Raw genomic sequence first — 25,646 nt, 5'->3', positions numbered from 1 at the left:
CGCAATGACCGATGGCGGTCGAACTGAACGAGAGTGAGGAGGCTGAAGTCGAACTGGAGAGGTGGCTAGTCGAACAGGCCGAGAACGGTGTTCCGGAAATCGTCCTGATCGGGCTCCTCCGGGACTACGCGGACGACATCGAACACCTCGGCTACGTGCCCCGAATGTGGGGTAAGTCAGAGCCATGAGACGGACCAATACCTTCGAGGTCGTCCCCCGGTCCGAACAAGACGAGGCCGTCCTTCAACGTCTCCTTGATGCGTCAGCGAGCCTCTGGAACCAGCTGACGTATGCGCGTCGGCAGCAGTTCTTCGCCGGCGAGAGCATCTGGGACTGTGATGGCTACTACGACGAGGATGTCGACGTGTTGGGGTCGGCGACGACCCAGCAGATCACCCGCGTCAACGACGCCGCTTGGCGGTCGTTCTTCGAGACGGTCGAGGAGGCCGACCAGGAGGTCAGTCCACCCGGTTACTGGGGGAACCAAGCCGACGGGCGGGATCTGCGGACCTACATCCGCAACGACGCCTACACAATCAGTTGGGGCGAGCGCTCCCGGCTCGAAGTGCCCATCGGCAGCCAGCTCAAAGACGAGTACGGCTTCGGACAGTTCGAACGACTCCGGGTTGCCCTCCGCGGTGAACCACACTGGCAGGGCGAGCAGGGCCGGCTCCACCTCACCTACGACGACGTCGACGAGGCGTATCGCGCCCACCAGCCGGTGACGGTGCCCGAGAGCAAGCAGGCGACGCCGACGGAGACGGACGCCGCCGCGCTCGATATCGGCGCGAACGTCCTCGTGGCGTGTACGACGACGGCCGGCGACCAGTACTGGTACAGTGGCCAGGAGCCGTTCCGGCAGTTCCGCGAAACGACCGAGCGCATCGCCGACGCCAAAGCCAAGCTGCCGGATGGACAGCAGACCAGCAATCGAATCCAGCGGCTCTATCGGAAGCGGTCCCGCAGGCGCGACCACGCCGTGAACGCGCTCCTTCGTGATCTGGTCGAGCGACTTCACGACGACGGCGTCGAAACCATCTACCACGGCGATCTCACTGGCGTCCTTGGCGAGTACTGGTCCGTCGAGGCGAACCTCAAAGCGCGTACCTTCTGGGCGCATCGGCAGTGTCTCGACCAGCTCGCGAACGTCTGTGAGGAGTACGGCATCGAGGTGGCCTCACTCTCCGAGGCGTGGACCTCCCAGACGTGTCCGGAGTGTGGGGAGCGTGAGCGGACGCGCCGGCATCGCGAGACGCTGCGGTGTCCGTGTGGCTTCGGGGGGCACGCCGACCTCGTCGCGTCGCGGACGCTGCTCGAACAGGCGACGAATACCGCGGTCAGGCCGACGGCACGGCCCGTGCGGTTCCAGTGGGACGACCACCAGTGGTACCCCGTTAAGGGGGACGTGGTGGCGCCCAACGAATAGCGCACAGACCCGAAGGTGCCGCCGTGGTGTCGCCGCGACACCAGCGAGCGGACGCTCCGTGTCCGCGGAGTGGATGTCGATCCGCTGGTCGCTCGCTTTTCCAGCTGCTAGCGCATTCAGTACCGCTCTTCTTGGGCGTTGTTTGGCCAGAATTCAGCAATTGACTGAACGACTCAGCTGCGGTTTATTGAGCCGGCAGTAGTCTCTCTCGGCTGGCTGGTGTGGTACTCTACGGCCCGCACCGCTCGCCGCGTTCCGCCCTCCGCGTCGCTCGCGACCGACCATTCCGGGCGGTCTGCCTGCAGTAGCGGGCGGACTGCCGGGCTAAAGTGAATGTGCCCTCGACGCCAGCGGGAAAGCGCGGGGGGCTGCGCGGCGCTGGTTGAGTCCCTCCGTGCGGGCGCGCTCTCGCTCGCGCCCCAAGGGGCGCTCGCGAAGGCGCGAGCGAGAGCGCGCAGATGGTTCTGTCGGTCGTTGTCGTCGGAAAACCGCGATGTAGGAGCATCGCGGAGTCGGCGCGTGAGCGCCTTCGGAGTTGGTGAACTCCAATGTCCAGTAACAACGCTAGCGGAAAAGGTCGTTACGGTGGATGAACAGGCATTCGAGCAAGCGGGCGGTCAGGCGGTCGATGAAGACGGATTCCCGGTCGTCGACGAGACGCCGGAGTTCGAGGCCGCGGTCGAGCAGGAGACGCAGGCGAAGGTGGATGCGAACCACCCGGACGGGATCGCGGACACGAGCGAGGACCGGATTCACGGTGTCACCCTCGAACAGGAGGAGCGCATTCGGGCGCGGGAAGCCGAACTGGAGCGCATCAGTGCCCAGGCCGAGCTCGGAACGCAGGACGGTCGCGAGCAGCGCACGCGAGAAGTCGTCAGCGAGCAGTGTGGTCGTGACGAGCCGGCGCCGACGGAGCGCACGGATCCCCGAGAGATGCTGACGCAAGACGAACTCGCGGAGGTCAACGAGCAGGCGATGCGGATCAGCGACGAAGTGCAGGGCGGCTGGTCGAGAGCGGTCGTCGCGAAGCAGTTGGCCGAGAAGGTGCAGCGCGGTCGGGACGTCACGAAGGCGGTGCTGGAGACCCTCGAAGAACTGAAGGCGGCGCCGGGGGCGATCGTGCCCATCGCGGACGTGCCGGACGTCCCGGTCGGTGAGGTGACGGTCGAGGGTGAAATCACGCAACTCTGGGATCCGAGTGACACGTCGATTTCGCAGGTCGGGTTAATCGAGGACGACAGTGGGAAGATCAAGTTCACCATCTGGGAGACCTCTCGGAAGACGGTCGTGAGCGAAGGTGAGACGGTTCGGTTCCGGGCCGTCAAGAAGAACTGGTACCAGGGGCGGTGCAGCATCGCCATCACGGGCTGGAGCAGGATCGAATTCCCAGAGAGCGGTCGGTGGTGGGAAGAGTAGGCGAGCGCGTCGCCCTTCTTTTTTGGTGTGTGCCGGACCGACCCTGACCCCACCGCCCCACCCTCCGCTCCCGGCCTCCCGTCGGTCGGCCGGCAGCCACGACCTTGTGTCCAGCTTAGAGAGACATATCGTTAGGCGGGTGTCCCGATGGTAGGTGGAAAATCCTTTTTATAACACAAAAAGAGAGCAGATGCTAATTACTTGATTGGAACCGGGGAAGTGAGCTAAACCAGCTATAGGCATCTGGATTCTGGCTTATCCAAATACTAATACAAATTAAGGAGATTCCAATTACGATCGCTACAATAACTGCAGTTCGTTCAAAGTAATCGTTTCCCACTGGCGAATAATCAAATGGTAGCACCAGCGCAGCAAAAACCAGCACAGATACAATAATCGAAAGGAAGTGTAAGCTACCTATAGAGAAAACAACCGCTGAAATTGTCGCTAAAACCATCCAGAGACTCAGAAGAACATAGAATGAAAGATCAATCCAATTCTGCGCTCTATCCCGTTGTTTCTCTGCAATCCCCTGATAGCTATTAATACGAGACTCTAATTGGGAGAATTCGAAGAGGTCCTGATTGAACTGTCGAATGCGATCCCTGTATAGAATGAAATCATTCTGGGATTCTCTGATAACTCGATCCAAATCATCGATCTGCCCCTGGATCAACGGCAGATAGAATGTGAGAATGAGAATCGTGACGAATGTTGTAAAAGGAATAACAAGCCGATTTTCACTCCATCGAAGCACCAGAAAGATGTTGGCGATAATGGCCCCTAGTAGCGTGAATCCTAACCCCTGAATTCTACGGGAGCTTTCAGTAGCGGCATCCGATAGCCGACTCGTAATATCTGCCATAAGGGCCTGGGTTTCATCAAGCGCGTCGCTGAGGCCCTGGAAATCCTCTTTTATTACCTGTCTCTTGAGACGATCAAGTGTCTCAGTAATTTCATTCCGGGACTCAACGATGAGGTATAGCTTATCCAGTTCACTCTCAATTTCCTCCTCTCTTCCAGCAATAGTTTCAGCCAGCGCTCTCTGCCATAGACTGCGGAAAGATGACTCAGTACTTTCAGATGAAAAGTTGTTGTAGAGTTCAACCAAACCGGATGTGATGTTATCGTTAAACCCTTCATGGAATTGTCCGTCTTCCAATCGAATTTCTAGTTCAGGGTTCAGTTCAATACTAAATTTCGTGATGTCATCCACACATGCTACAGATCTACAGAACAAGCCAAGATTGTAATAGACGATCAAATGGGACGGTAGACCCGATGAACAGTGATTATAGAGTGTATTGATAGGTTCCGGATGTACTGGAGTTATATCTTCACCCCAGCTCACATATTCTCTAACAGAATCTTGTGAAGCACGATACTCAACTAACGCCTGCTGCAGAGTATCAGAATCAAGTTGCCCCAAGGTGTCGAGACCAGCTATAACAGTTTGGTCAACAGTCAGTTCAGATTGATCATCAAAAAACAGTATTGGGAGCCGATTTGCGTCAAACATTACCTCGCCAATTCGGCTGGGATGTTTATCTTCAGCCCATTGTGAAAAACTCCCCTCAGAAAGCCAAAAATGGGGATTAGTTTCGATACCAGCGAAGATCGAGGAAGCTGCAGTCTCTATACTGGTGACTACCTGAGGTTTGTTGACCGTAGCTGTAACTACAAGTTCAACTGAATCAGCGATACCAGAACATATTGAGGTGAGGTGTGTTCCCGCTGATTCCCAGTCACCCTCTTGCCGACGGCGTTGGAATCTAGATAGCTCGATATCATCATAATTTGTTTCTTCTTCGTCAAGATCGTCTAAACCGACGTTCCGAATCGTAGCACCAGACAATTCGAAAAATATTCGAGGTCCGTTTCTTTCTTCGATTTCAAATGAAGTCAAAATATGACTGTATTCAGAAACATATTCCAATATTTCTTCAAGAGAGGATTCAACCTCGGAATATTGGCCGCTGAGTTTGATTCTATCCAGATCTTCGTTTGCTTCAGGAAAGAAATCGACTAAGGACCTCACAGCGGAGACCTCGTCAGCAACCATAATTCAAAACAGATCCTGAATTACAGGCAAATCACTTATGTCCTCGAACAGCGGATTTGTCGAGCCTGATGGACCAACTGGGAATTCAGGGTCAGAATCTTTGAGAATTAGATAGTATTCTTCCCCATCATCCGATCTGGCTAACTGAATCCGATCGTCTGTCTTCACCTTCTCGATAGATATTTTCAGTCTCTCACCGGCAAATTGGATCGCAATATCGCCACTATGGAGATCTCCATCTGTATCGAACTCTTCATCGAGATCAGTTCCATCAAACTCACTATATGATGAAAACACAGCATCACTCTCGCCTTCAGCTGCCCGCTCTTTGAATGTAGTTTCAACAAGTTCGTCAGGGTATTCATTCTCTCCAAGATCGATAAACTCGTACCAGTAATTAGCCCAGTTAGAACTACCCCGTTTTTGGAATACTTGAACTTTTGAATCATCAATTGCTTCATCTACACCGTCATGACGAGGGTAGAGAAGACTCTTATCGGTCTGTTCCCGAATTACTTGTTCGTTTTCAGTGAGGATATCCTCAGCATCTGGATTGATATTATACGCATCGTCTATATACGGGGTTTTAATTATTGTTACAAAATCGTCATTCCCTCTACTGAACCGGCCAAATATAAGCAAATCCAAGACTGCGATCTCGTTAGGGACCTGATTGACCTGTTGAAGAAATAGTTCCGTGAGCTTCCGAGAATTATTCTCAAAGTCTGTCCCTTCTCTCAGATCTTCAAGAAGGCCTATCGGGGTACTATCAGAAGAATCGATATCTATAGCCTCATATGCATTCTCTGTCCATTGGTGATTTCTAGCGTTAGCAATATCCTCTCTTTCATATTTTTTGTGCCACACATCCTCTATAAGTCTACGACAGGTCTGATGTACTTCAGATTCGTCTTCGCCCTCTTCTAGATCCCCTTCCAGCAAAGTTCCTAAAACATCGAACTCTGGGTCCGAACCGTCTTCGGACATCTCACAGCCAATTAGGCAAATTGAACGGACTGTGGTCATAATATTCTCGAATCAACCATTTTGCGCTACCAATATAAAACCGGTTATGCTGAAGATAGAAAACGGGCTATTAGCTACTTGATTAATGACATCTTCATTATGTAAATTTCCTGGCTCCTAAGTCGTAGGTATCATAGAAGGGGTATCGTTCGTTCTGAGTCTGTTAACCCCTCGATGGGTGAGGGGCCCGTCGTGAAGGCGAGGTCCCGATATTCCGGTGAGAACAATGGCAACCAGAGACATCTATGAGAGCGGTTTCGACGAAGACGTCCGAACGGAATCGAGTGCGAACCAGTGTCCCGAGTGCGACGGCCGGGTCACCACGAACGCGGTCGAAACGGTCTGCGAGGACTGTGGGCTGGTCATCGACGAACAGCGTATCGATCACGGGCCGGAGTGGCGGGCGTACGACGACGAGGAGCGCGAACGAACGGGCGCCCCACTCACTGCGGCTCGCCACGATCGCGGCCTGTCGACGGAGATCGGTCGCGGCACCGACGCGAAGGGGAACGAACTCTCCGGGCAGAAGCGACGGCGACTCGCACGGATGCGCCGTGAGCAGACCCGTGGGCGCTGGCGCTCGAAAGCGGAACGGAATCTCGCACACGGGCTGGGCGAAGTGCGTCGGTTGGCGAGTGCCCTCGAACTCTCCGATTCGGTCTGCGACCAGGCGTGTCAGCTCTTCCGGAGCGCCCAAGACGAGGATCTGCTTCGTGGCAGATCCATCGAGGCCATCGCCGCGGCCAGCGTCTACGGAGCCTGCCGGTGCAACGGCCTCTCGCGATTAGTGGACGACGTCAGCGAGATGGCCCGCGTGGCGGAGTCACGAGCCACGAACGCGTACAAAACGTTGAACGAAGAGCTGGGCCTCCCCGCTGAGCCCGTCTCCCCCAGCATGTTCGTGCCGCGCCTCGCCTCGGACCTCGAGTGTCCGGACGAGATCCGACAGCAGGCCCGACCCCTCGCAGAGCAGGCCGAGGAGCGCGGCGTCACGACGGGCGTCCATCCGGCCGGGTTCGCAGCGTCCTGTCTCTACAAAGCGGGACAGGAACAGGGAAAGTGGGTGACGCAAAGCAGCGTCGCGGAGACAGGAAACGTCACGCCAACCGCGGTTCGGACGCATCACGAGACGTTAGCGGAGCATGTAGCCTGACAACGCTCCTGCACAGCTGGGACGTTAGATAATTTTCTGAGGAAACTATTTGTTTCTCGATTGCGTAGGGCCCACTATGACTGAGACGTGGGACGACGTCAACGAGCAGGTCAAGGCGGACTGGAAGGACGACACCACACCGTTCGAACGTGTGTACGAAATCGTCGAACAGACCCACGATGGGCAGTCGGCGGCCGAGATCGCCGACCGGGCCCTCGTGAGCGAGCCGACGGCACGTCGCCACTGTAAGACGCTGGTGAACACAGGATTCGCCGAAACGGAACAGGACGGCCAAACAACGCTGTACAAGCGCAACAGCGACCGGGTGTTGATGTCCCGGATTCGCGAGCTGCGTGAGGAAGTCGACCGGGCGGAGTTGCTCGACAGTATTAAGGAGATGAAGGCCGAGATCCGGCGCTACGAGGACCGGTACGATGTGGTGTCCCCGGAAGAACTCGCCCAGCATCTTGAAGCCGGCGAGATGAAGGGGTGGGATGACCTCACCGCGTGGCGCACGACGCGGCAGAATCTCGCCGTCGCGCAAGCAGCACTCGCGTACGACGAGGCCAGCCACCAGCTCGCGGTATGAGCGACGACGACCGCGCCGGCGAGTTCGGGCCGATCTATCTGCCGGCGCTCCAGCGGATTCGTGATCTCTGGCTCGAACTCGAACCGCTTGTCGATGAAACAGCGTACGACGATGTCGTCGCCCCCACGGAACTGCAGATCAGCTTCAGCGATGGGCTCGCCGATGCCGAGAGCGCTCGGCTCGATATCCAGTGGAGCGAACTGGGGATGTATTCGTTCCACTACGTCGATAGCGACGATATCAACTGGCGCTTCGATCGCCACCCGAACACACACTCTCCCGAGAGTCATTTCCACCAGCCGCCTGAAGCCGCGACAACGGACGCCGAACCGTCCTGTATCGACGTGACTGAGGTGTCACTCGTGACGCGTGCAGTTCATGCGATGTGGCGGGCGGCGTACGAGAACGACGACATAGAGCAGCTGAATAGCGCCTCAAACCCGCCCTAAGACGGGATTAGCGGATAGCGCGGTCAGCCACATCCATCATCTGTTCACCAGCGGCTTCGACATCTGAGTAGAGCGCCAACGCGTGCTTGATTAGGCGGGAATGGAGGTGATCGCGGCGGCAACGCGTTGCAACGAGCTCTGGTAGCTATCCCGCTACACCTCTTTATCGCGAATGACCATCACCTTCACACGCCGAACACTATCGAAATCCCGCAGTCGGTAGGTGAGGTCACGAATCTGTTCGGCTGACCCGCGACAGAAGAGCGACTCGAGACACCACTCGCCTTGGTGCGTGTGACTCGTGTTGAGAATCACGTCCTGGTAGTCGTGTTGGGTGGCGTGGAGTTCCTGAATAACGTCGTGGTGCCGATAATCGAATCCGACGAGTGCGACGATCTCGCCGGACATGTTCTCGAGCCGAGAGTGGGCTTCGATATATTCGAGCATCGCTTCCCGAACGGCTCTGGAGCGATTCTCGAGTGCTTCGTCCTGCCAGATGCGATCGAACTCTGCGACCACCTCGTCTGGAATGTTGAAACTCGTTCGCATATGTTCTCCGTCGCCACCAGTCTACAATAGTTCCTCGTTCCGTATGACGAATCACCGGTTCGGTATTAACAACCGTTATTCACCTCGTTAGCCGAGTGTCTTCTACGATGTTACACGGTGAAGCGGTCGGGCTCCTAGTCGGGGCAGTTCTCCTCGGTGCGGTTCACTGAATCGAGCCAGGCCACGGCTGGCCTGTGGCCGCATCGTACGCCCTCGATCAAACGAACAAGTGGGTCTACGGGTTTGTCGCGAGTTTCATTCTCGGCCTGGGCCACCTCATCAGTAGTATAGCGATGGTGGGAGTGTTCTTCTACGCGAAAGAATACTTCAACCGCACACAGGTCAACGAACCAATCACAGTCGATCTGTTCTCGACGACAATTTCCATCGGTGGACCGGTTGCCCTCGTCGCTGGTGTGTTGCTGATTACGCTCGGAATCCGCGAATACGTTCACGACCACTCGCACGGGTACGACCACGAGCACTCACATGACCATGGAGAAGTTGGCCTGCTCGAACGAGTAAAGGGCGTTATTCCGTTCGTGGGCGGTCACTCCCATTCACACGACGACGGTCATCAGGCTGCAGAACGTGGGCTCTTCGGCATCGCATGGTTCGCGTTCGTACTCGGGTTCGCCCACGAGGAAGAATTTGAGCGCTGTGTGCCGGGTCGAACTATTGTCTTGAGCTGATGAGCGCCTACGCGATTACCGTCATCATTGGTATCGTCGGGCTGACGATGCTGTTGATCGCCGGCTATCAGCACTACGAAGCGAAGGTCAAACAGTACACCCCGTATCTGCCGGCGTTCTCTGCGGCTGCGCTCATCATTATGGGACTCGGATTCATCGCTGGATTGTTCTGAGCCTGTCCGGGAAGGAGACTGCTGTCCTCAGGTAGACCATCTCTTGGCGGACTTGATACCGATTGATGGCTCTACGGTCGGCTACGGCAGCGACGGGCGATATGCGACTGGCATTCGTCAACCAACTTCGGTTGCTGGGCGTAAGTCGACCAGGGATTTGACGAATTCCGCAAGCTACTTTAGGTGATCCTAAAAGAATGAGTTATGCAGCATAACAAAGCAACTCGGCGAAAATTCCTCGGAGCAAGTGGCGCAGTTGGCAGTCTACTCTTTGCGGGTTGCATCAGTAGTGGCTCCTCAGACTCAAACCAAGAACCCACAGAGAATAGCACGCCGACGTCAAGCCAAGAAACCACTACCGATGACACGTATACTGTCAGTATTGAACCCGTAGGTGACGTTGAATTTGACGGGCCACCTGAGCAGTGGACCGCACTGCTCCCAACGTTCGCGGATATGGGCTTTGCGCTTGGTGGCGGCCAAACGCTCGGAATCCAGAATCACCATCGATACGCAAACGAGGCTTTTGACGCACTTCCGGGCCTCGAACACGACCAAGATGAGATTGTCGAGCTGGTCAGTGGAAATGTTGACAAGGAATTGTTCTATGAGATGAATGCGGAGGCTCACTTCATCGACCCACATATATTGCGGCTCTGGTACGACTGGGACCAATCCGATATCGATGAAGTCAGGAGCAATATCGGCCCGTTGTTCGGGAGCTTCATCCGGCGGCACAGTGATAAGTGGCACGATTATCGCTACTACGACCTCTATGAGGCCTTTGCGTTGATGGCGGACGTCTTTCAGGCACAGGACCGATACGAAGCATTCGTTGATCTTCACGATCAGATGCTCGACACGATTGACAAGCGATTGCCACCAGCCGACCAACGGCCAACGGCTCTCCTCGTCTACCCGGCCGGCAAGAACGGGACCTCATTTTATCCATTCCGGATCAACAATGGGGGAGTTAGCACCAAACAGTGGCGCGATCTTGGACTGAGTGACGCGCTCGCTGAAACTGACGTCGGCCACTACAGCTACTCCGATGATGGAACCCTTGGCCCTGAAGCCCTCGTTGAGATTGACCCTGAAGCATTATTAGTACGGAATTATGGCGGCACACCGGAATCCGAGTTCCAGAAAAACGTTGTCAAACCATTAAAAGAGAATTCAGTCACCAGTCGGATAACCGCAGTCGAAAACGATGAGATCTATAATGCTGGGTATCTCGACCAAGGACCGATAATCAACTTCTATCACACTGATCAGGCCGCGAAGGACATCTATCCCGATGCATTTGAGGGGGCGACACTATTCGACCGTGAGCGCATCGCAGAAATCGTCAGCGGGAATGTCTGAATACTGGTAGCCACGGATGCGCTTCCGTCAGAACGATTTGAAATAGCTGGTTCGACGCCGCAACTGAGACTTATTCGGGAAGCTGTCCTCGAACGACGTACGCTTCGTACTCGACTTCCTTCCCCCACAGGACCGGGTCGGGGAGCGGTTCATACTCGACGTCGTCGATTCCCTGTTCCATTAAGAAGGAGGCCAGTTCAGCGGGTTTCGGTCCGTTGTACAGCGGGAGATCCTCGTGAATCTCCCTGTACTCGTCCCACGGTTCGTCGATGGAAACAAGCGAACGGCGCTCATGTCGACCCGAATTTTCTACGCGTTGAATGGCCGCCGCTTTGACTACAATCGGGAGATTAAAGAGATCCTGAAAGCGCTCGCTACGGATGAGAGCAGTGTTAATGAGGATGACGTGATCGAGTATCTCGGAGCGCACACAGAGCCGCTCGCCCCCGAGTACGAGGCAACCATCAACCTGTGGCTGTCACGTATCGAAGGCACAGACCAACTGCCAACGGAGCACGGCACAGTTGATGATGAGTCTCACGAACCGAACGATTATGACGATGACCCCCATAGTGAGGAGTAAGGATGGCCGCTGAAAGTGAGCAGCCCGAGATTCCCGATGAGCTGTCCCCCGAGGAGGCACGCCAGTATCTCATCCGGTTCCTCGGACGCCAAGACCTCGACGAGCACGAGGAAATCTACGACGAGCTCGCGACTGAGTAGGACTATCTCTTAGCTGCGGGTTCTATCAAGTACGCAGACTGTTCGGACAATACCGATTTCCATCAGTCCAGCGAATCACCTCTACTGCTGACGGGAATTGCTATAATCAATCAGTTGTTCGCGAGCAGCTTCAACATCCGAGTAGAGCGCCAGCGCATGCTTGATGAGCCGGCGATCTTCCAGATTCTCCTCCCACCGCGTAATTACGTCCCGCCTTTCGCGAAGTTCGTCACTTGCGAGGTCGCCGTCGGCGAGCGACTGTTCGAGCTCCTCCCACGTCTCGATGTCGTAGGTCGCCTGCCACGCCTCGATCTCTTCCGTGATCGCGGCCAGTTCGTTCCGTAGCTCCTCGGGCGTGTTCTTCTCGATGAGCGTGCGGATTTCCTCGAATAGCAGTCGCGTGTAGTCCGGCTGATACGCGTGGTCTCGCCGACCTCGACGCGACGCAGTTGGCCTTGGTCGACGAGATCTTGGAGTTCCTCGTTGGTCGTACTCCATGCGGCGTCGGCCTGCTCGCTGATCCAGTTGACTGACCGGGGTTCGCGAAGCGTCTCGGCGACCGCTCGAATACGGTCGCGGACGCTCATCGACTCAGGCCACGACTGAACGCCGTCCTGCGGGGATTCGGACATACTGGGCACTTCTAGCTCTGATTGCGATACGGAAGTGTTGTCACGTCGAACGCATCGTAGTGCCGGTCGTACGTAAGGATGTGATCGACCCCTACGGCGTCCATATGGGCTGCAACAGTGAAATCGGTGAGTGACGCATCTAGATCCGTCCACTCGACGAACGTTGCTTTGGCGTCATCGAAAACGTCCTCGGAGACGGATTCGAACTGATAGAGCGTGCTCTCGTCGAGCGTCGTCAGGAACGAGGCTGCGTTCCGCATCGACGCTTGCTTTTTCAGCCGTGTGGCAGCCTCGTCGACAATGTGATCGTTGACGATGAGGCGACGATAGGGGAGGTCACCGTCGCGGACAAAGGTCATGAACGCCCGCGAGACTGCGTGCATCTGATCCTGAGGGTTGAATAATGCGTACAGGAACTTCGGCCCGACGACAACCTGATGGCGGACGTGCCCCGGGCGAAAATGCTCGGGCGTGATCGCCCCAATCGGGGTTTCGGCTGGTTCAGCCATCCAAATTCAGGATTGCGCAGACGGGTCATCGGCGAGCGTGAACGATTCGTCGCTGCCGTCCCACTCCTCGACGAGATCGTCTTCCTCGCGGGCATCCGTCGCCGCCGATGTTGGAAGGGACTCGTCCTCGAGGTCATCGAGGACGGTGAACGCCGGGTCGTTCGGGTCGGCCTGCTGCTGACGTTCGATCCACTCGACCAGTGCCTCGTGGCCGGCTTCCTTGAGCGAGAGCCCGTGCTCTCGCGCGAACTCCCGGAAGCGTTCGTATTCGTCCTCGTTCAGTTCCGTTTGCACGTGCTTGGTGTCGTTGCTGCTCATAGGGACCTCAGTTGCTACTCCCATCTACTTGCTCATGAAGTATAAGATGTTCGCATGACTTAGTTCATTACCCATACTCGAGCGGGAGACAGGGCGGACTACTGGCCCTGACATTGAAATACGAATCCGAGACAAACCACACCAACCGATACGTGATCGCTATCTGGATTTCGAGGAACTGCGGCCGACCGGCGAGGCGTCCCACATTCCGGACACGAGGCTGGACGACTGCTGTGAGAGTGCCCCCCGGCGGCAACGCGTCGCGACGAACTCTGATGGCTATCCTGATGCGCCGACGGTAACCGACGGCGAGTGCAAGTCGTGTGGGGCGTCAGTCCCAGACGGCCAGACGAAATGCCGGTTCTGTCTCAGCAACCATCTCGGGAGTGACGGCACTAGCACGAACGTGGCAGCGTCGACGACGGTCCTCGGCATCGTCCAGCTGGTCGTCGAGTCGACGGCGTTCTACGGCGCCGTGGCGAAGGGCGGCGCCGCGGCGACCCACCTCGCTGCCAATGCGGCGGAGCCGGCCGTCGACAACGACAGTCTCATTTACGATTTCGACGAGGCGCCGGCGCGCTAGCTGGCCGAGCAATGGCCCTCACTCCCCGACGCGGTACAGGTGTCGTCAGAGGAGGGAGAGCGGCTTCTCAGTGCCGCCCGTGACCGGACTGAGTGGCACGGGCAGGGAGTGTCGAAGTACCAAGAGCAGGCCCCGACGCGGCTCTACGACCAGCGGGGGAACGGCATCCGCGACGCGTCGCGTCTCGACAGGGTCCTCGACGACGCCGACGACGCGGTGTGGCTGGTTCCAGCGATGGCGCTGACCGAATCTACTGGCGAGGCTGCGGCTGATCGCCAGGTGTCGTCGGTACCGACGACGCAGGAATTCGACTGTTAAGACTGTGGACGGGCGACCGACCATCGGTTCAAGACCCATGAATCAGTCCCAGATGCGGCGTGGACGGGACAACCGATCTGGGAGTGTCGGGTGTGTGGCTCGGCTCGCTACGGCCCCAGTCTCGAGTAGGGCCAGTGCTGGCCGCCGATTAACCAACAGCCTACCGGTATCGTCGAGGTTTGTTGGTTAAGACCGCGAGCTCCTGGAAGCCCGACGCCAGTCTCGATGCTGGGTCTTTCCGCGTCGGCGAGCGGTGAGGCGCTTCCGATGGAGCAAGAGTTCAAACAGGGCTACCGGATGCATCATATACTCAGCAATCTCAACCGACTCGACGTCAACCGGTTGGACGACGCGGATCGAGAGCGAGTCGAGACCGCGAGAGGGCGTCTCCATTCACTATATGGGGTACTTCGGTCAGTGCATCGACCTCAAGAGGTGTAAGAAGGTCCGCAAGGAGGATTTATGAAGAAGATTTCCAACAGCCTGTGTTGTCTTGTTGGGGGCGGTGTTTAGTATTCCCCTTCTCTTCGCTACATTAGATTTTTATCATTCAGGTGTGAGTTTTCAATATGAGTAGTAAAGAGAACAAGGACCGCTTTTTGTCTGATTCTCCGATCGAGGATGTTGACAAGGATGAGTTCCGCCACCAGGAATATGTCGACACTCTGGAGCGGATGGTTGAAGATGTAAATCCCCCATGGAATATCGGGGTGTTCGGGGAGTGGGGCTCCGGGAAAACCTCGATTATCCGGATGTTGTACTCTCGTCTACGAGAGAGGGACACCAATTACGTATGCGTAGAGTTCGATGCCTGGAAGCATGCCGAAGAATCGATTCGGACCGATCTACTGCTGAATCTGGACCAAGCAATCGGTAAAAAGACCGGTCAGACTGATGACGAAGGAAACGACGCAGTACTTGGAGAGGATAAGATTACGAGGGAGCTATACGATGTTGAAGAGAAACAAGGTGGAGAGGATCTGTCTGCTTGGGAGGAAGCAGAACGGATCTATACTGAATCTCCTCTCGTTGGCGGAGTCACTTTCCTAATATTGGGTATCATCATGGTCGGGGCGGTGGTGAATCTGTTGAATATTGTGGGTCTCGTCGAAATTATGGATCCGACGATTTCCTCAATTAATAGCGTTCTGAGTGCATTTCTCTTCCCGCTATTCGTCTCTGTATTTGTCTTTATGGCGGGTGAGGTTCGGCAGGCAACCTCTGCCCTTCGACGAAAACACCCGCGGAAGGAGTGGTCGGGCGCGTACGAACAACTGTTCGACGAAATTCTCGAGGAGACAGATGCCGATAAGGTCCTAATCTCAATTGACAATCTGGACAGATGTGAAAGCGACACGGTCTATGATGTCTTAGTTTCGCTGAAGACGTTCCTTCAGAGTGAGGATTGTATCTACATTATTCCGTGTGATGATCGGGCACTTCAGAGCCACATAGAATCAATCGATACCGAGGGGGATTACTTTGAAGACCAGCTTAACGAGCGCGAGTTCCTGCGTAAGTTCTTCCAGACACATATTCGTATCCCGGACTTTATTGCAGAAGATATTGAAGAGTATGCAAAGGCTCAGAACGAAGAACTAGCGGAACCGTTTGATGACGCAGTCTTAGATGTTATCACGAAGGCATATGTCAAAACCCCCGGCGAATCAAGCAGTCTTTGAATCGATTGACGACGCTCCGAATCCTTTCTGAGCAGATGGAAGATGCTGACCACTTGAGTAGGGGGAGGCTCACTAATAACATGGACTTTCTGGCGAAAATAATGATTCTCGAAGAAGACTATCCCTCGTTCTATAGTGAATTGCAGGATGATCCGCGTCTCTTAGAAGATGTGAATAACTATTTTCCGGGAAATCTATCAGATGACAGACGAAGAAAGCGTATTGAAGAACTGTTAGGAAGGGGTGGAGAGGGGAAAGAAAGTGAGACAGAGCTAGAGCGATTTTTGCGTTCCACTCGCCGCTATAAGGTGGATAATTCGAAACCGTTCCTCCAATTAGGGGAGCCATCGTTCGCGAGCGAGCTTTCGGATAGGGATGCACTTATCCAGAACCTTCGGACCAACCAAGAAGACGAAGTCCGGGAAGAGCTTCAAACCGTGCAACGGGAGGAACAACCGCTTAATCCGTATCTCAGCGCGATTGATACTGCGTTGGATGATTATATACGAGAAGGGCGTGAGGGGCCGCTCTTCTCTACGATAGACACCTTGGTCGCTGTCTTTGACGAGCTCAAGGAAGAAGACCAAAGAGAAGTCGCAGAAATTGTAGGTGAATACCTGGTTCTAGACCTGGTACAGGAGTTTTACACTGACTTTGATCCTGAGGAGTTCTTCCCCGTTGTTCTCAAAGTATCAGAGCCAGATCGGACGACGGTTTTCAACCGATTCGCTACAACCGTAGCTACAAATAGCGAATTACGAGAGAACGTCCTAGAGGTTTTCGTTGAGAACTCGGAAGACGTTCCACGAAGGGCTTCCGAAAGTCTGTGTTCGTCGCTTCTAGACTTGGGTGATAATGAGCTCGGAGGTGCGCTCGATACGTTGAGCCGTCGAGAGGAATCGAAAAAATTGGCCTCACCGGAGCTAATGGAGCGTGCCGCAACATTTGTATCGTGGAGTGGAAACCGGAACCGGTTCGAAGGAACAGAGCACTACAAACAGTTCGATAGTCAGGCCCAGCCGCGTGGACGACAATACTTCGTCGAGCAACTTCTCAACTTGGAAAATGACGTAGATAGTGAGAATGAGGATCAGTATTACAATCAGCTTCGACAGGAATTGAATCAGTTAGAGGGGCAGATCACCTTAGATGTCGGTTCGCGTCTGTTCCGGGAGTTGAAGCAGAGGGTATCCTCGTCCGGTCAAGATACGGATATGGTGAAGGTGGCTATCAATTTCTATGACTCATATGATGCAGCGACGCGTGAGGACTTTGGGGACTGGATTGCTGATCTGATTAGTAGATGGAACCAACGCAACACCCAGCAGATCATCAGTCATACCTCAGGCCAGGATGTAGATATTCTCGATAATAAGCAAGCGGTGGCTGGTGTATTAGGCCGGATTCCGGAACCCCTGGGTAATGTTGATTGGATTATGGGGACTTTAGTCCCTGCTATCCCCGAAGAGTATGATAACCAACTCTTCGAAATGGTGGAACGGCTTACCGAGGAGGATGACCATACTCAGAATCTGATAGCTGCCAAGATTTTCTCGGAGTATCCAGATCGGTTTGAGGAGGTTCAAGATTCTGTGCTGGAGTGTTGCCAGCGTCAGATTAGTAACGCAAACACCAATCAGAAGAAGACTTATCTCCGGGCTGAGGCAGCAGTCTATGACCGTTTGGAGAATCCAGAAAAGGAGGGGTTCATCAAGCGGTTAGATTCTCTCTTGTCCGGCAACCAGAGTGATCACGAGGCCTTCGAAGCGATTTGGAACCAGATTGGGAATGAGATCGTAACGGAGCGGAAGACGACTATAGCCAGAAATATTCGGAGTCAATTACAGTCAGAACTCTCAGGTAACATACAACCTAATCAACTGCTCCCGTTAGTAGATGTCTTCAGTTCGCTTGTCCAAACGGGAGATGTGGATGAGGATGATGGTGAGTGGGTGATTGAACGCCTTACGGATGCATTCGAGGGACGTAATCTGAACAACAACCATGTGTCGACTCTTATTGATGAACTGACGGGATTTTCTGAATACTATGGTACAGAGGAACAGACCTTGACACGCCTTGAGAGCCTACTCAAAAGTAATAATAACGGCAGGATCCACCAAAGTGCTGAGAAACTAATCGATGCTCTGGAAGACACTGGAGAAGTCAATCAGAGTCGGTTAGAAGAAGCCCAAAAACATCTGAAAACGTAGGGTGCGAATCGTTCGACAAGTAGCGTTGTTCGTCCCCCGAGAGGGGTGCGGGGCGATCCAGTCGCGGTCGCCCCGTGAGGGGATTGCTCGATGGGACACCGCGCATTCGTTGCGTACGAACGCACGGACGGACAGTACACGCTCCACTACAGCCACTGGGGAGCGGCGAACCTGAATCTCAAGCACCGAATCTCGGCTGAGTCGCCGTTCGGTGGCGACGACACCGACTCCAAGTGGGCGAAACAGCTGCTGGCTGAACTGGCCGATGGCCTCGAGACAGAAGCCGTCGACGGCTACCTCGCCGACGAGGATCGCCCGTCGACGATCATCGAGCCGAAGCCCCGCGCCACCGGGCTCACCCTCGACGAGATCGTCGCTGACCATCTCGACTACCTCCACCACGAGGCGTTCTTCGTGGTGTCGACGACGTTCGAGGTGACCGCCTATCGGACGCTGTGGTTCGGGCTCCAGTACGACTCGGAGACAGTCGAACAGGGAGAGACGGCCGGGAACGGCGCGCTTGCGACGGTGCGCTGGTACGACGGCGAGCCAGTCGGCGACGGCCACCTACAGGGCCAGTTCGCGGCCCTCAAAGACATCGTCGGCGACATGCTTGACAAGGGGGTCTTCACGCCGTCGACGGCGAGACAGTACCTGAAACGGAAGCTGGTCGAGCGAGCCGGAGACCGACAGGAGCTGCTCACCCCGACTGGGGAATCCCCCTTCGAGAAGGCGAGCCTCAACCACTCCTAGAGGACTGAACAGTACGATTCGGATTGTACCTTGATCGAACCCTCCGAAACAGCCATCGCAAGTAATTCGGGTGGAACGGTAAGACCAAAGACACTAATCGAGTTGTTTACCACTTCGCTATGAATGCCTGAGTCCCCGCACTCTCCACAGGACGATCACGGGAACCGAACACGTCGGCAGTTCCTCGCTGCCGGAGGAGTGGTTGCCACCGCCGCGCTTGCTGGATGTAGTGGACTGCCTGGAACGGGGTCACGAACGCTTGATACCGTCGTTCATGAAAACTCGGCAGACGAACTGTCGTGGGACTTCCCAGGCCAATCCAACGCAGAGAACATCGGGTACGTCGAAATCAGTAGGAAACCACAATTCGACTCAGAGGAGTCAATTCCGTCACGGTGGTTCACCTTCAACGCGAGTATCGACCCGTCATCAGCCTACACACTGGACCAGTTCACGGCGACGTTCGCCACCCCGAGCACCTATTTCGACCAACACGGCCAACTCACCTACCTGATCAGCCCACCAACGCGGAGTGACAGCTTCAACACCTACTTTCAGCGGATCCAGAATGGGACGACCCACCGGCAGTTCGTAATGGAGATGGATGAAATCGGCCTCGATGGGACAATCCAGTTCCCGTTTGTCATTCGAGACGCGCAAGCCCTCCCGTCGATGTTACAGTGTTCGTTCTCGGTTCAGGCAACCGAATCAGGGACGTTTGGGGAGACCGTTACCGCATCGGATTCAGGTACCTTCGAGTTTGGGTGAGAACAAGTGGAGATGGAACTGTTGAGGAGTTGAGATTATTCGGTCACAAAGAGGATGGTTTCAAAAAAGGTCCAGAACACCGTGAGCTACGAGAAATATTTTAACAGTCCTGTTTCTACATCGCATGTGGGCCCTCCAACAGAACATTCTCAACCAGCAGGCGGTTCCGATCAAACCCTGGGGACTCTTCATGTCCGTGATTAAGACAACCGGACTTACCAAGCTGTATAGTGGTAATCCAGCTGTTTCAGACCTCAATCTCGAAGTCGAAAACGGTGAAGTGTATGGATTCCTCGGTCCGAACGGTGCAGGAAAATCCACGACGATCGATATGCTGATGAACTATACCCGTCCATCAACAGGCACACTCACCGTTCTCGGACGTGACGCCCAGCAGGATGCGAGTGAAATTCACGCTCGAACTGGCATCCTCCCCGACCAGTTCGGCGTCTACAGTACGCTCACCGGACGCGAACACGCCAGCTACATCCTCGACGCGAACGATGCGACCGGCGATCCCGAAGCAATCCTCAAGCGCGTTGGCCTCGGTGACGCTGTCGACCAACGTGCCGGCGGGTACTCGAAAGGAATGGAACAACGCCTCGGACTGGCGATGGCTATCGCCGGCGAACCGGAACTACTCATCCTCGACGAACCGTTCTCCGGGCTCGATCCCTACGGAGTGCGGCTGGTTCGAGAAGTTGTCGCTGCTGAACGCGATCGAGGAGCGACTGTATTCTTCTCCAGCCACGTCCTCGATCAAGTAGAACGGGTCTGTGATCGCGTTGGCCTACTCTCCGACGGCCACCTAATTGCCGAAGGAACGCCGAAAGAACTCCGCGATATGGCTGGCGTCCGAACGCAACTCAGCATTGAGACCAACAGCGATGACCCGCCGCTACAAGCAATCAGTGAGCTTGCCGATGTCGAGGACGTCTTCTATGATTCTGGTCGGGTCATAGTGACGTGTCCGCGGACAGTTTGTTATCGTGTCCTCGAAACACTGGATAGTGCTGGTGTGAATATCCAGTCGTTCGATATCGAACAAGGCACAATCGAGGACGCTTTCGTCGAACTCGCGACCGAAAGTTAGCTCAACTAATCGATGTTTCTCGTTCGATAAACCCAGAGTGCAACTCCTAGTGGAAGAATGAGCCACAGGAGGAGTTGTCCGAGTGCGACTGACGGATGTAGATACCAAGCTGGAACGTCAGTCCCGTGGACTAATCGTGCAACAACGATATTTGAGAACTGATTGGGTTGCAGCTCCCCAATCACAGATGAGGCCGGCGCTGCGGAGTTCGGAACCTCAATAATAGCATTTGTCACGACGTTCGGGAGTCGTAGCGGAGGTACCCATCGGAGGAATAGATATAGCGGGTCACTCGGCGGATTGAGTCCATTTACACTCACACCTGTAATTAAGCTATAGATGGTGTTTGAAACGGTGAACCAGGCGATTTGAACGCCCACAAAGACGAGAATTGTAAATCCGGCTATAGCTTGGCTTTGGAAAATCGTCGAAATCGAGACGCCAATCCCAGCGATCACGGTCACAAAGAAGACTGCGAAGACCAGAAAGCCGGCAAGTATACCAAGTGGAACAATGCCATACTGGGGTACTGCTAGCAGGCACGTCAGGACAATCGCGCCGACGATCGGGACAGCGAAGGCACCTGCTCGACCAAGCGTAAATCCGATCAGCGTCCCCATTCGTGAGATAGCAGTGCCTGCGGTGAACCGAATTGCGCCCGTATCACGTTCGTGATTTACCGAACGGAACGTACCGAACAGCACGCCGATAGCGCCGATGAACGTGAGCGGTCGTTGCAGGGCAGCAAGCGGCACACGAGACCCCAGTGCGTCCTGCACGTACATCGCTGGTGAGAGGCTAAGGATACCAGCGACGAACACGAGTATGCCGACACACCAGACGAGTGGAGTACGAATGAGCCGCTGGAATTCACGGCGCGCGAGCGGTTGCCACGACCCAGGAAGCGCATCAATCAGCCCACCATTCCCGGTGAGACGGGTAAATAGCCGACTCTCAACTCGAGAAAGTGAGGGAGAAACCCGTTGAAGCGTTCGGAATATCTTGAGTTGGCTACGGGCCGCGAGATCGCTTCGCTGGAAGACTGTGATGCCACCGAGGAGGGAGAGCATCGGCCAGCTGAGCAGGACGCCGAATCCCCACCACGCTGAGAGCGGTGGCGACGTCGTCGCGAGTTCTCCAGTTTCAGTGAGGGCGTTAGATATCTGGGCGACGGCATTACCGGGGCCGACTGGAACGCCGAGCAGCCAGTTTGTGAGGACCTGAAACGCACTGAGGGGCGACAGCCAACCAGCAATCTGGAATGCTGTTTGATGATCCATCTGCGGTCCAGGTGTTGTGCCGGTGGTGAGTTGCCAGAGGACTGCCAGTGTCACATCGTTCCAAAGCGTTAGCGCGAGTGTGACGATCGTCCCGAGAATCACTGCGCGAGTCGTCGACGAGCTCGCTGCGGAGAGGCCAACGATGAGCGCCATCCACACATACACGTAGATGGTTGTGAGGGCGAGGAAGCCGAGGAACAACAATGGTGAGAATTGACCATACTGGAAGGCGTCGTAGCTGACAACGAGGACCGTCCCGGCTGCGATTGGGGCGAAAAGAGCCGTTCCGCGCCCGAGGACAACACTTAGGACGAGTTGCGAACGCGTGGTTTTGGTGCCGAGGATGAGTCGGGCGGTGCCGGATTCACGTTCTCGAGTGATCGCACGGAAGCCGATTACAGCAGTGACGAACGGGACAACGATCGTGGTTGCGATTTGTGCGCTAACGAGGGGGGCTGCTCCGCCGAGGATTTGGAGTTCTGGGGGTTCCGGTTGAACTACAAGACGGCTAAACAGGATGAAACAGAGTCCTACTATCCATGGTGTCTTGCCGCGAAGATAACGGCGGCATTCAGTACGGGTGACTGAGATGGAGGGCATCACTGTTTGAGTATCTAAAGCATATCAGACTTAATAGTCTCGAACTTAGGGACTATCGGCTCTATTGAAGTCCTTGAGAGATAATGACTGCTTTATGAGTTTGAATTCGTGTGGCGTCGTTGCACTCACTGGTGACATTTCAAGAGGACCGCAACTGGAGGGGTTGGGATACCGCCTCTGGATAACAGTAGCTGCCAACACGGACTTTATTTACTCCCGCTACGGTTAGGGGGAGCTCTCGCTAATGTGGTGAGTTCGGTGGGTTTGAGGCCCCCCAGTTCACTCACAATTTGTTCGCAGCGTCACCGTATTGCCTGCCGTGTAAAGCAGGCCCCGACTGACAGGAACACATCCGGTCGCAGATGTCTCAGACAGCGCCCACAGATCGCTCCCGTCCTCAATACTCAGACCCACAATCCGGTCGGTTGTCGGAACGACGACCGACTCCCCAACGACCATTGGGGAGCCTGCGACATCGAGGTCTTGTTCCCAGTGGACATCGCCACCCCCAACGGCAAGCGCGTACACGGTTTCCTCGTCCGCACTGAAGACGCGGCTATGGCCGACTGCCGGCGCGAACAAGCTACCGTCATACATCGCCTTCGACCACTGCCGGTCTCCATTCCCAGCATCGAACGCCGCGAGTTCATAGCGGTCGTAGCTCGCGAGGACAACATCTCCTGCGCGAACTAATGGGACCGGAATATTTGGTCCAGGGATTTCCCACTGTGTTTCACCCGTCTCGCGATCCAGTGCGTAGATGCCCTGGGCGGCAGAGCCATCTGCGGTGATGTACACGTGGTCGTCGTCGACGGCTGGCGGTGCAGGGATGCTTGCACGCTGATGATCGTCACCGAACGTCCGCGTCCACTGCGTGTCGCCAGTCGACGCCGCAAGCGCAGTGACATCGCCCTGGTCGCTCGTGGCGACGAGGAGATCGTCAGCAACGGTCAGTGGATTCGGCCGTCCAGCCGTCTCGTGTGTCCAGGTGGTCGTCCAGCTAGCGGTGTCGAGTGCGACGAGCCCACCGGTCGATGGCTCGGTATAGTCGCCAAGGACGGGCGTCACAGCGATCGAACCTGCGAGGGCTGGTGGGCCAGTTGGACGCCGATTGAGTTCGTGGGTCGTATCGGAGGACCCATCGTCGAGTTGTACGGTGGTCAGGATGCCATTGTGCTCGCCGGACGTACGGCCGACGACGACAGCCGTATCATTTGCGGCAACGAGTCCAGTGATATCGATATCGTCCGTAAGGGAACTCGTCCAATAGTCACCGCCAGCCGTGAGCGTCGGCTGCTCGGGAACGGCGTTCGTATTGTGCGGAGAGGCACGTGTCTGTGGCCACTGCGCGACGCCAGGATCTGTGGGCGTACACGAGCTGGTCTGGCAGCCGGCAGTTGCCGCGAGAGCTGTCGTGGCTGAGACTGCAAGGTATTCACGGCGCGATATGGAGGGCATCTAACCGAAACATCGGATACAAAACCCATAGGGGTTTTGGAGATCTATCGATGGCAGATCTGCTTCGTAGCAACTGCTGTTTTTCAGGGGCCGGAATGGGTGAGCCCCGCCATAGGCTCGTGATTCGATGACCTCAGACGACGACCCGTTTCACGACTGCGAGTTGGATCCCGAGGCGATCCTCGGGACACACACCTTCGAAGGCGTCCTGTTCACCGACGAGACGGAAACCCCGGTGAACGTGCTCACCGGCGAGACACCGGCACATTCGCAAGCAACCGTCGAGGAAGCGAAGGAGTTCGCTGCGAGTATCGACACGGAGACGCCCCAGATCGCGCTCCCCGTATCCGTCGAGTCGCAGGTCGAAGCCCAGAGAAAGCCCTACACGGCGGCCGCATTCTTCCACTTCAAGGCAACTGGCTCGCTCGAACGCCACCGCGCCTACCACGCCGCCTATGAGGCGGATGCGTTCGCGGTCGACTTCGAGGCCGACTACGAATCGGGCGCCCTGACCATCACTGTCGAACGAGCGGACGAATCCTAAGAATCCGCCGTCACGAGGAGAGTTTTTCGAGCGCCGGCGATGGGTGCCGGCGCAGCTGGAGCGAGCAACGATTCCCGGGGCGTCGGCGTTTCGAGGTGTTCGAGATGCATATGGTGATTTACGCTCTGGTAGAGGCATCGACGCACGACGACGCGCTGGCCACCGGAAAGTCGGTGTTCGACCGCTTGGTCGGCGCGAACCCACACGCCGGCGCCGTCTTCGATTACTATGTGACCTTCGACGAGGAGGACACGTCCGTTGCGGGGAAGGCACGATGGGGGGAGTTGCCGACGGCAGCCCCCGTCGACTCTGATGACGGCCAGGATCTCCTCGAGCGTGGCTGGGAGGTGACGAAGGAAGAGTTCGAGCGGAATCTCGACCGGGTGAAAGAGGCCATCGACGAGCTCTCCGACGAGGAGATCATGCGCGACGAGGACCTCGCCCGGCACGCCTTCCACAAGGTCGGTGCGTACGATGGCCCGACGATCTTCCTGTACACCGAACACGGAACCGGCATTCGCCACCGTGGACAGCTGGATCGACTCCTCGAGGAGAGTGAAGAGCTCTGGATCGTACCCGCTGACGTCCACTTCTGAATAATGCCCCACATCACCAACTGGCGACGCGAGAGCCGCTCGCCGACACTCGCGTATCGGAACACCGAGACCGGTGCGCGAGCCGTCCTGCATCGTGCGCCGGACTCCTACCGGTACAAGTGGCGCGGGGTGATTCTCGTCGACGGCTACCCGGTCTGGTCGCGGGGAGACGAGACGAAGGATGCGACATCGTTCCGTGACGAGCTCCGGGAGCGGCCCGCACCGGACCTCAGCTGTCCGGAGTGTCCGAACGTCGACGTTCGCGTCGGCGAGAAGGCGGCAGACGGGGCGAAAGTCCAGCGGTGGTATGACTGCCCCGATTGTGGGTACGAAGCTCCCTCCCGTATCGTCTACGGCGCCGAACGGTGAGTGAGTGAGCGGTGGGCGCTGTTTTTCGGCCGGGCACGAGGTGGTGGCCCGGTACGACCGGGTAAGTCAACCAATGACCCTTGAAGTACTTGACCGACACAGTGAGGCACTGTTCGAGTTCCTCTGGTGCCCCGTCTGCGGGCAGGAGATCTTCACTCACATCCCGTTCGAGGGGGTGTTCTGCAAGAACTGCAACACCCAGGTCGAACTCCAGGAATCCCGCGAGACACGCGGCTACGAGGAGGCCGTGCTCGCCTGCTTCGATACAACCACGACCTGGAACCTCCACGTCGACGAGAAACTGCGC

The 25,646-nt window shown here is 56.1% G+C and carries 24 protein-coding genes and 5 pseudogenes; 20 read left to right on the top strand and 9 right to left on the bottom strand.

Features of this window, described 5'->3' with window-relative positions; genetic code table 11:
- Positions 1–11 precede the first annotated feature (11 nt).
- From U3A55_RS04785 to U3A55_RS04775, 3 genes and pseudogenes are all read left to right on the top strand, one after another.
- Positions 12–188 (top strand): hypothetical protein, encoded by a 177-nt coding sequence (locus tag U3A55_RS04785; protein ID WP_330990341.1) that lies wholly within the window; start codon positions 12–14, stop codon positions 186–188.
- The gene (locus U3A55_RS04780; protein WP_330990340.1) at positions 185–1,426 is read left to right on the top strand and encodes an RNA-guided endonuclease InsQ/TnpB family protein; all 1,242 of its coding nucleotides are present in this window, start codon (positions 185–187) and stop codon (positions 1,424–1,426) included. The genes U3A55_RS04785 and U3A55_RS04780 overlap by 4 nt, the downstream gene beginning before the upstream one ends.
- A gap of 548 nt (positions 1,427–1,974) precedes the next feature.
- Positions 1,975–2,842: pseudogene (locus U3A55_RS04775) on the top strand (DNA-binding protein).
- A gap of 193 nt (positions 2,843–3,035) precedes the next feature.
- Here U3A55_RS04775 and U3A55_RS04770 read toward each other — a convergent pair.
- Positions 3,036–4,904 (bottom strand): hypothetical protein, encoded by a 1,869-nt coding sequence (locus U3A55_RS04770; protein WP_330990339.1) that lies wholly within the window; start codon positions 4,902–4,904, stop codon positions 3,036–3,038.
- Between the two features lie 3 nt (positions 4,905–4,907).
- Positions 4,908–5,891, bottom strand: coding sequence for a hypothetical protein (locus U3A55_RS04765; protein WP_330990338.1), 984 nt, complete (start codon positions 5,889–5,891; stop codon positions 4,908–4,910).
- A gap of 265 nt (positions 5,892–6,156) precedes the next feature.
- Between U3A55_RS04765 and U3A55_RS04760 the strand changes: the two genes are divergently transcribed.
- From U3A55_RS04760 to U3A55_RS04750, 3 genes are all read left to right on the top strand, one after another.
- Positions 6,157–7,083, top strand: coding sequence for a transcription initiation factor IIB (locus U3A55_RS04760; protein ID WP_330990337.1), 927 nt, complete (start codon positions 6,157–6,159; stop codon positions 7,081–7,083).
- Positions 7,084–7,159: 76 nt separating this feature from the next.
- Positions 7,160–7,672, top strand: a complete 513-nt coding sequence (locus tag U3A55_RS04755) for a winged helix-turn-helix domain-containing protein (RefSeq protein ID WP_330990336.1) — start codon at positions 7,160–7,162, stop codon at positions 7,670–7,672.
- Entirely contained in the window at positions 7,669–8,121 is a 453-nt protein-coding gene (locus U3A55_RS04750) for a hypothetical protein (protein WP_330990335.1), read from the top strand. The genes U3A55_RS04755 and U3A55_RS04750 overlap by 4 nt, the downstream gene beginning before the upstream one ends.
- A gap of 7 nt (positions 8,122–8,128) precedes the next feature.
- On the opposite strand, the pseudogene U3A55_RS15210 reads toward U3A55_RS04750, so the two are convergent.
- Together U3A55_RS15210 and U3A55_RS04745 are read right to left on the bottom strand one after the other, a co-directional pair.
- Positions 8,129–8,224 (bottom strand): annotated as a pseudogene (locus U3A55_RS15210) (DUF7342 family protein); the annotation flags it as partial.
- 50 nt (positions 8,225–8,274) lie between these two features.
- Positions 8,275–8,670 carry a CopG family ribbon-helix-helix protein gene (locus U3A55_RS04745; protein WP_330990334.1) on the bottom strand — a complete coding sequence of 132 codons (396 nt, stop codon included), beginning with the start codon at positions 8,668–8,670 and terminating at the stop codon, positions 8,275–8,277.
- Between the two features lie 170 nt (positions 8,671–8,840).
- On the opposite strand from U3A55_RS04745, the pseudogene U3A55_RS04740 reads away from it, so the two are divergent.
- From U3A55_RS04740 to U3A55_RS04720, 4 genes and pseudogenes are all read left to right on the top strand, one after another.
- Positions 8,841–9,535 (top strand): annotated as a pseudogene (locus tag U3A55_RS04740) (hypothetical protein).
- A gap of 204 nt (positions 9,536–9,739) precedes the next feature.
- A complete protein-coding gene (locus U3A55_RS04730) occupies positions 9,740–10,900 on the top strand; it encodes an ABC transporter substrate-binding protein (RefSeq protein ID WP_330990331.1) in 1,161 nt (386 codons plus the stop codon).
- A gap of 292 nt (positions 10,901–11,192) precedes the next feature.
- Positions 11,193–11,483 (top strand): hypothetical protein, encoded by a 291-nt coding sequence (locus U3A55_RS04725; protein ID WP_330990330.1) that lies wholly within the window; start codon positions 11,193–11,195, stop codon positions 11,481–11,483.
- Positions 11,484–11,485: 2 nt separating this feature from the next.
- Positions 11,486–11,623 (top strand): hypothetical protein, encoded by a 138-nt coding sequence (locus U3A55_RS04720; RefSeq protein ID WP_004043292.1) that lies wholly within the window; start codon positions 11,486–11,488, stop codon positions 11,621–11,623.
- Positions 11,624–11,704: 81 nt separating this feature from the next.
- On the opposite strand, the pseudogene U3A55_RS04715 reads toward U3A55_RS04720, so the two are convergent.
- The 3 genes and pseudogenes from U3A55_RS04715 to U3A55_RS04705 form a co-directional block, all read right to left on the bottom strand.
- Positions 11,705–12,255: pseudogene (locus tag U3A55_RS04715) on the bottom strand (DUF7342 family protein).
- Between the two features lie 11 nt (positions 12,256–12,266).
- On the bottom strand, positions 12,267–12,764 hold the full coding sequence (locus tag U3A55_RS04710; protein WP_330990329.1) for a type II toxin-antitoxin system VapC family toxin: 498 nt from the start codon (positions 12,762–12,764) through the stop codon (positions 12,267–12,269).
- A 6-nt stretch (positions 12,765–12,770) separates the two neighbouring features.
- Positions 12,771–13,082 (bottom strand): hypothetical protein, encoded by a 312-nt coding sequence (locus tag U3A55_RS04705; RefSeq protein WP_330990328.1) that lies wholly within the window; start codon positions 13,080–13,082, stop codon positions 12,771–12,773.
- A gap of 148 nt (positions 13,083–13,230) precedes the next feature.
- On the opposite strand from U3A55_RS04705, the pseudogene U3A55_RS15205 reads away from it, so the two are divergent.
- The 6 genes and pseudogenes from U3A55_RS15205 to U3A55_RS04670 all read left to right on the top strand — a co-directional run bounded on the left by U3A55_RS15205 (position 13,231) and on the right by U3A55_RS04670 (position 20,492).
- Positions 13,231–14,112: pseudogene (locus tag U3A55_RS15205) on the top strand (biosurfactant protein 1).
- Positions 14,113–14,552: 440 nt separating this feature from the next.
- Positions 14,553–15,665: a KAP family P-loop NTPase fold protein gene (locus U3A55_RS04690; RefSeq protein ID WP_330990325.1), complete on the top strand. Its 1,113-nt coding sequence runs from the start codon at positions 14,553–14,555 to the stop codon at positions 15,663–15,665.
- Positions 15,666–15,766: 101 nt separating this feature from the next.
- Positions 15,767–17,878 carry a hypothetical protein gene (locus tag U3A55_RS04685; protein WP_330990324.1) on the top strand — a complete coding sequence of 704 codons (2,112 nt, stop codon included), beginning with the start codon at positions 15,767–15,769 and terminating at the stop codon, positions 17,876–17,878.
- A gap of 90 nt (positions 17,879–17,968) precedes the next feature.
- Positions 17,969–18,631 (top strand): DUF6735 family protein, encoded by a 663-nt coding sequence (locus tag U3A55_RS04680; RefSeq protein ID WP_330990323.1) that lies wholly within the window; start codon positions 17,969–17,971, stop codon positions 18,629–18,631.
- Between the two features lie 123 nt (positions 18,632–18,754).
- A complete protein-coding gene (locus U3A55_RS04675; RefSeq protein WP_330990322.1) occupies positions 18,755–19,399 on the top strand; it encodes a hypothetical protein in 645 nt (214 codons plus the stop codon).
- A gap of 190 nt (positions 19,400–19,589) precedes the next feature.
- Positions 19,590–20,492 (top strand): ATP-binding cassette domain-containing protein, encoded by a 903-nt coding sequence (locus tag U3A55_RS04670; protein WP_442978274.1) that lies wholly within the window; start codon positions 19,590–19,592, stop codon positions 20,490–20,492.
- 5 nt (positions 20,493–20,497) lie between these two features.
- Here the strand turns inward: U3A55_RS04670 and U3A55_RS04665 are convergent, their stop codons facing one another.
- The gene (locus U3A55_RS04665) at positions 20,498–22,372 is read right to left on the bottom strand and encodes an ABC transporter permease (RefSeq protein WP_330990417.1); all 1,875 of its coding nucleotides are present in this window, start codon (positions 22,370–22,372) and stop codon (positions 20,498–20,500) included.
- Between the two features lie 279 nt (positions 22,373–22,651).
- Entirely contained in the window at positions 22,652–23,830 is a 1,179-nt protein-coding gene (locus U3A55_RS04660; RefSeq protein WP_330990320.1) for an outer membrane protein assembly factor BamB family protein, read from the bottom strand.
- 127 nt (positions 23,831–23,957) lie between these two features.
- Between U3A55_RS04660 and U3A55_RS04655 the strand changes: the two genes are divergently transcribed.
- The 4 genes from U3A55_RS04655 to U3A55_RS04640 all read left to right on the top strand — a co-directional run.
- Positions 23,958–24,374, top strand: a complete 417-nt coding sequence (locus U3A55_RS04655) for a hypothetical protein (protein ID WP_330990319.1) — start codon at positions 23,958–23,960, stop codon at positions 24,372–24,374.
- A 104-nt stretch (positions 24,375–24,478) separates the two neighbouring features.
- Positions 24,479–24,970: a hypothetical protein gene (locus tag U3A55_RS04650; RefSeq protein ID WP_330990416.1), complete on the top strand. Its 492-nt coding sequence runs from the start codon at positions 24,479–24,481 to the stop codon at positions 24,968–24,970.
- Between the two features lie 3 nt (positions 24,971–24,973).
- Positions 24,974–25,339 (top strand): DUF7568 family protein, encoded by a 366-nt coding sequence (locus U3A55_RS04645; protein ID WP_330990318.1) that lies wholly within the window; start codon positions 24,974–24,976, stop codon positions 25,337–25,339.
- 73 nt (positions 25,340–25,412) lie between these two features.
- On the top strand, positions 25,413–25,646 hold a 234-nt coding region (locus tag U3A55_RS04640; RefSeq protein WP_442978270.1), incomplete at its 3' end, for a DUF7567 family protein.

The sequence above is a fragment of the Salarchaeum sp. III genome, from assembly GCF_036418315.1.
In the GTDB taxonomy this organism is placed as follows: domain Archaea; phylum Halobacteriota; class Halobacteria; order Halobacteriales; family Halobacteriaceae; genus Salarchaeum.
This window is presented reverse-complemented; position numbering and strand designations above follow the sequence as displayed.

Bases quoted from the DNA above. Each gene is read 5' to 3' on its own strand.
- U3A55_RS04690 (WP_330990325.1), top strand. From the start codon at position 14,553: ATGAGTAGTAAAGAGAACAAGGACCGCTTTTTGTCTGATTCTCCGATC.
- U3A55_RS04750 (WP_330990335.1), top strand. From the start codon at position 7,669: ATGAGCGACGACGACCGCGCCGGCGAGTTCGGGCCGATCTATCTGCCG.
- U3A55_RS04720 (WP_004043292.1), top strand. From the start codon at position 11,486: ATGGCCGCTGAAAGTGAGCAGCCCGAGATTCCCGATGAGCTGTCCCCC.
- U3A55_RS04710 (WP_330990329.1), bottom strand. From the start codon at position 12,764: ATGGCTGAACCAGCCGAAACCCCGATTGGGGCGATCACGCCCGAGCAT.
- U3A55_RS04730 (WP_330990331.1), top strand. From the start codon at position 9,740: ATGCAGCATAACAAAGCAACTCGGCGAAAATTCCTCGGAGCAAGTGGC.
- U3A55_RS04705 (WP_330990328.1), bottom strand. From the start codon at position 13,082: ATGAGCAGCAACGACACCAAGCACGTGCAAACGGAACTGAACGAGGAC.
- U3A55_RS04650 (WP_330990416.1), top strand. From the start codon at position 24,479: ATGCATATGGTGATTTACGCTCTGGTAGAGGCATCGACGCACGACGAC.
- U3A55_RS04755 (WP_330990336.1), top strand. From the start codon at position 7,160: ATGACTGAGACGTGGGACGACGTCAACGAGCAGGTCAAGGCGGACTGG.
- U3A55_RS04770 (WP_330990339.1), bottom strand. From the start codon at position 4,904: ATGGTTGCTGACGAGGTCTCCGCTGTGAGGTCCTTAGTCGATTTCTTT.
- U3A55_RS04725 (WP_330990330.1), top strand. From the start codon at position 11,193: ATGTCGACCCGAATTTTCTACGCGTTGAATGGCCGCCGCTTTGACTAC.
- U3A55_RS04780 (WP_330990340.1), top strand. From the start codon at position 185: ATGAGACGGACCAATACCTTCGAGGTCGTCCCCCGGTCCGAACAAGAC.
- U3A55_RS04655 (WP_330990319.1), top strand. From the start codon at position 23,958: ATGACCTCAGACGACGACCCGTTTCACGACTGCGAGTTGGATCCCGAG.
- U3A55_RS04685 (WP_330990324.1), top strand. From the start codon at position 15,767: ATGATTCTCGAAGAAGACTATCCCTCGTTCTATAGTGAATTGCAGGAT.
- U3A55_RS04680 (WP_330990323.1), top strand. From the start codon at position 17,969: ATGGGACACCGCGCATTCGTTGCGTACGAACGCACGGACGGACAGTAC.
- U3A55_RS04645 (WP_330990318.1), top strand. From the start codon at position 24,974: ATGCCCCACATCACCAACTGGCGACGCGAGAGCCGCTCGCCGACACTC.
- U3A55_RS04660 (WP_330990320.1), bottom strand. From the start codon at position 23,830: ATGCCCTCCATATCGCGCCGTGAATACCTTGCAGTCTCAGCCACGACA.
- U3A55_RS04765 (WP_330990338.1), bottom strand. From the start codon at position 5,891: ATGTCCGAAGACGGTTCGGACCCAGAGTTCGATGTTTTAGGAACTTTG.
- U3A55_RS04670 (WP_442978274.1), top strand. From the start codon at position 19,590: ATGTCCGTGATTAAGACAACCGGACTTACCAAGCTGTATAGTGGTAAT.
- U3A55_RS04760 (WP_330990337.1), top strand. From the start codon at position 6,157: ATGGCAACCAGAGACATCTATGAGAGCGGTTTCGACGAAGACGTCCGA.
- U3A55_RS04675 (WP_330990322.1), top strand. From the start codon at position 18,755: ATGCCTGAGTCCCCGCACTCTCCACAGGACGATCACGGGAACCGAACA.
- U3A55_RS04665 (WP_330990417.1), bottom strand. From the start codon at position 22,372: ATGCCCTCCATCTCAGTCACCCGTACTGAATGCCGCCGTTATCTTCGC.
- U3A55_RS04745 (WP_330990334.1), bottom strand. From the start codon at position 8,670: ATGCGAACGAGTTTCAACATTCCAGACGAGGTGGTCGCAGAGTTCGAT.
- U3A55_RS04785 (WP_330990341.1), top strand. From the start codon at position 12: ATGGCGGTCGAACTGAACGAGAGTGAGGAGGCTGAAGTCGAACTGGAG.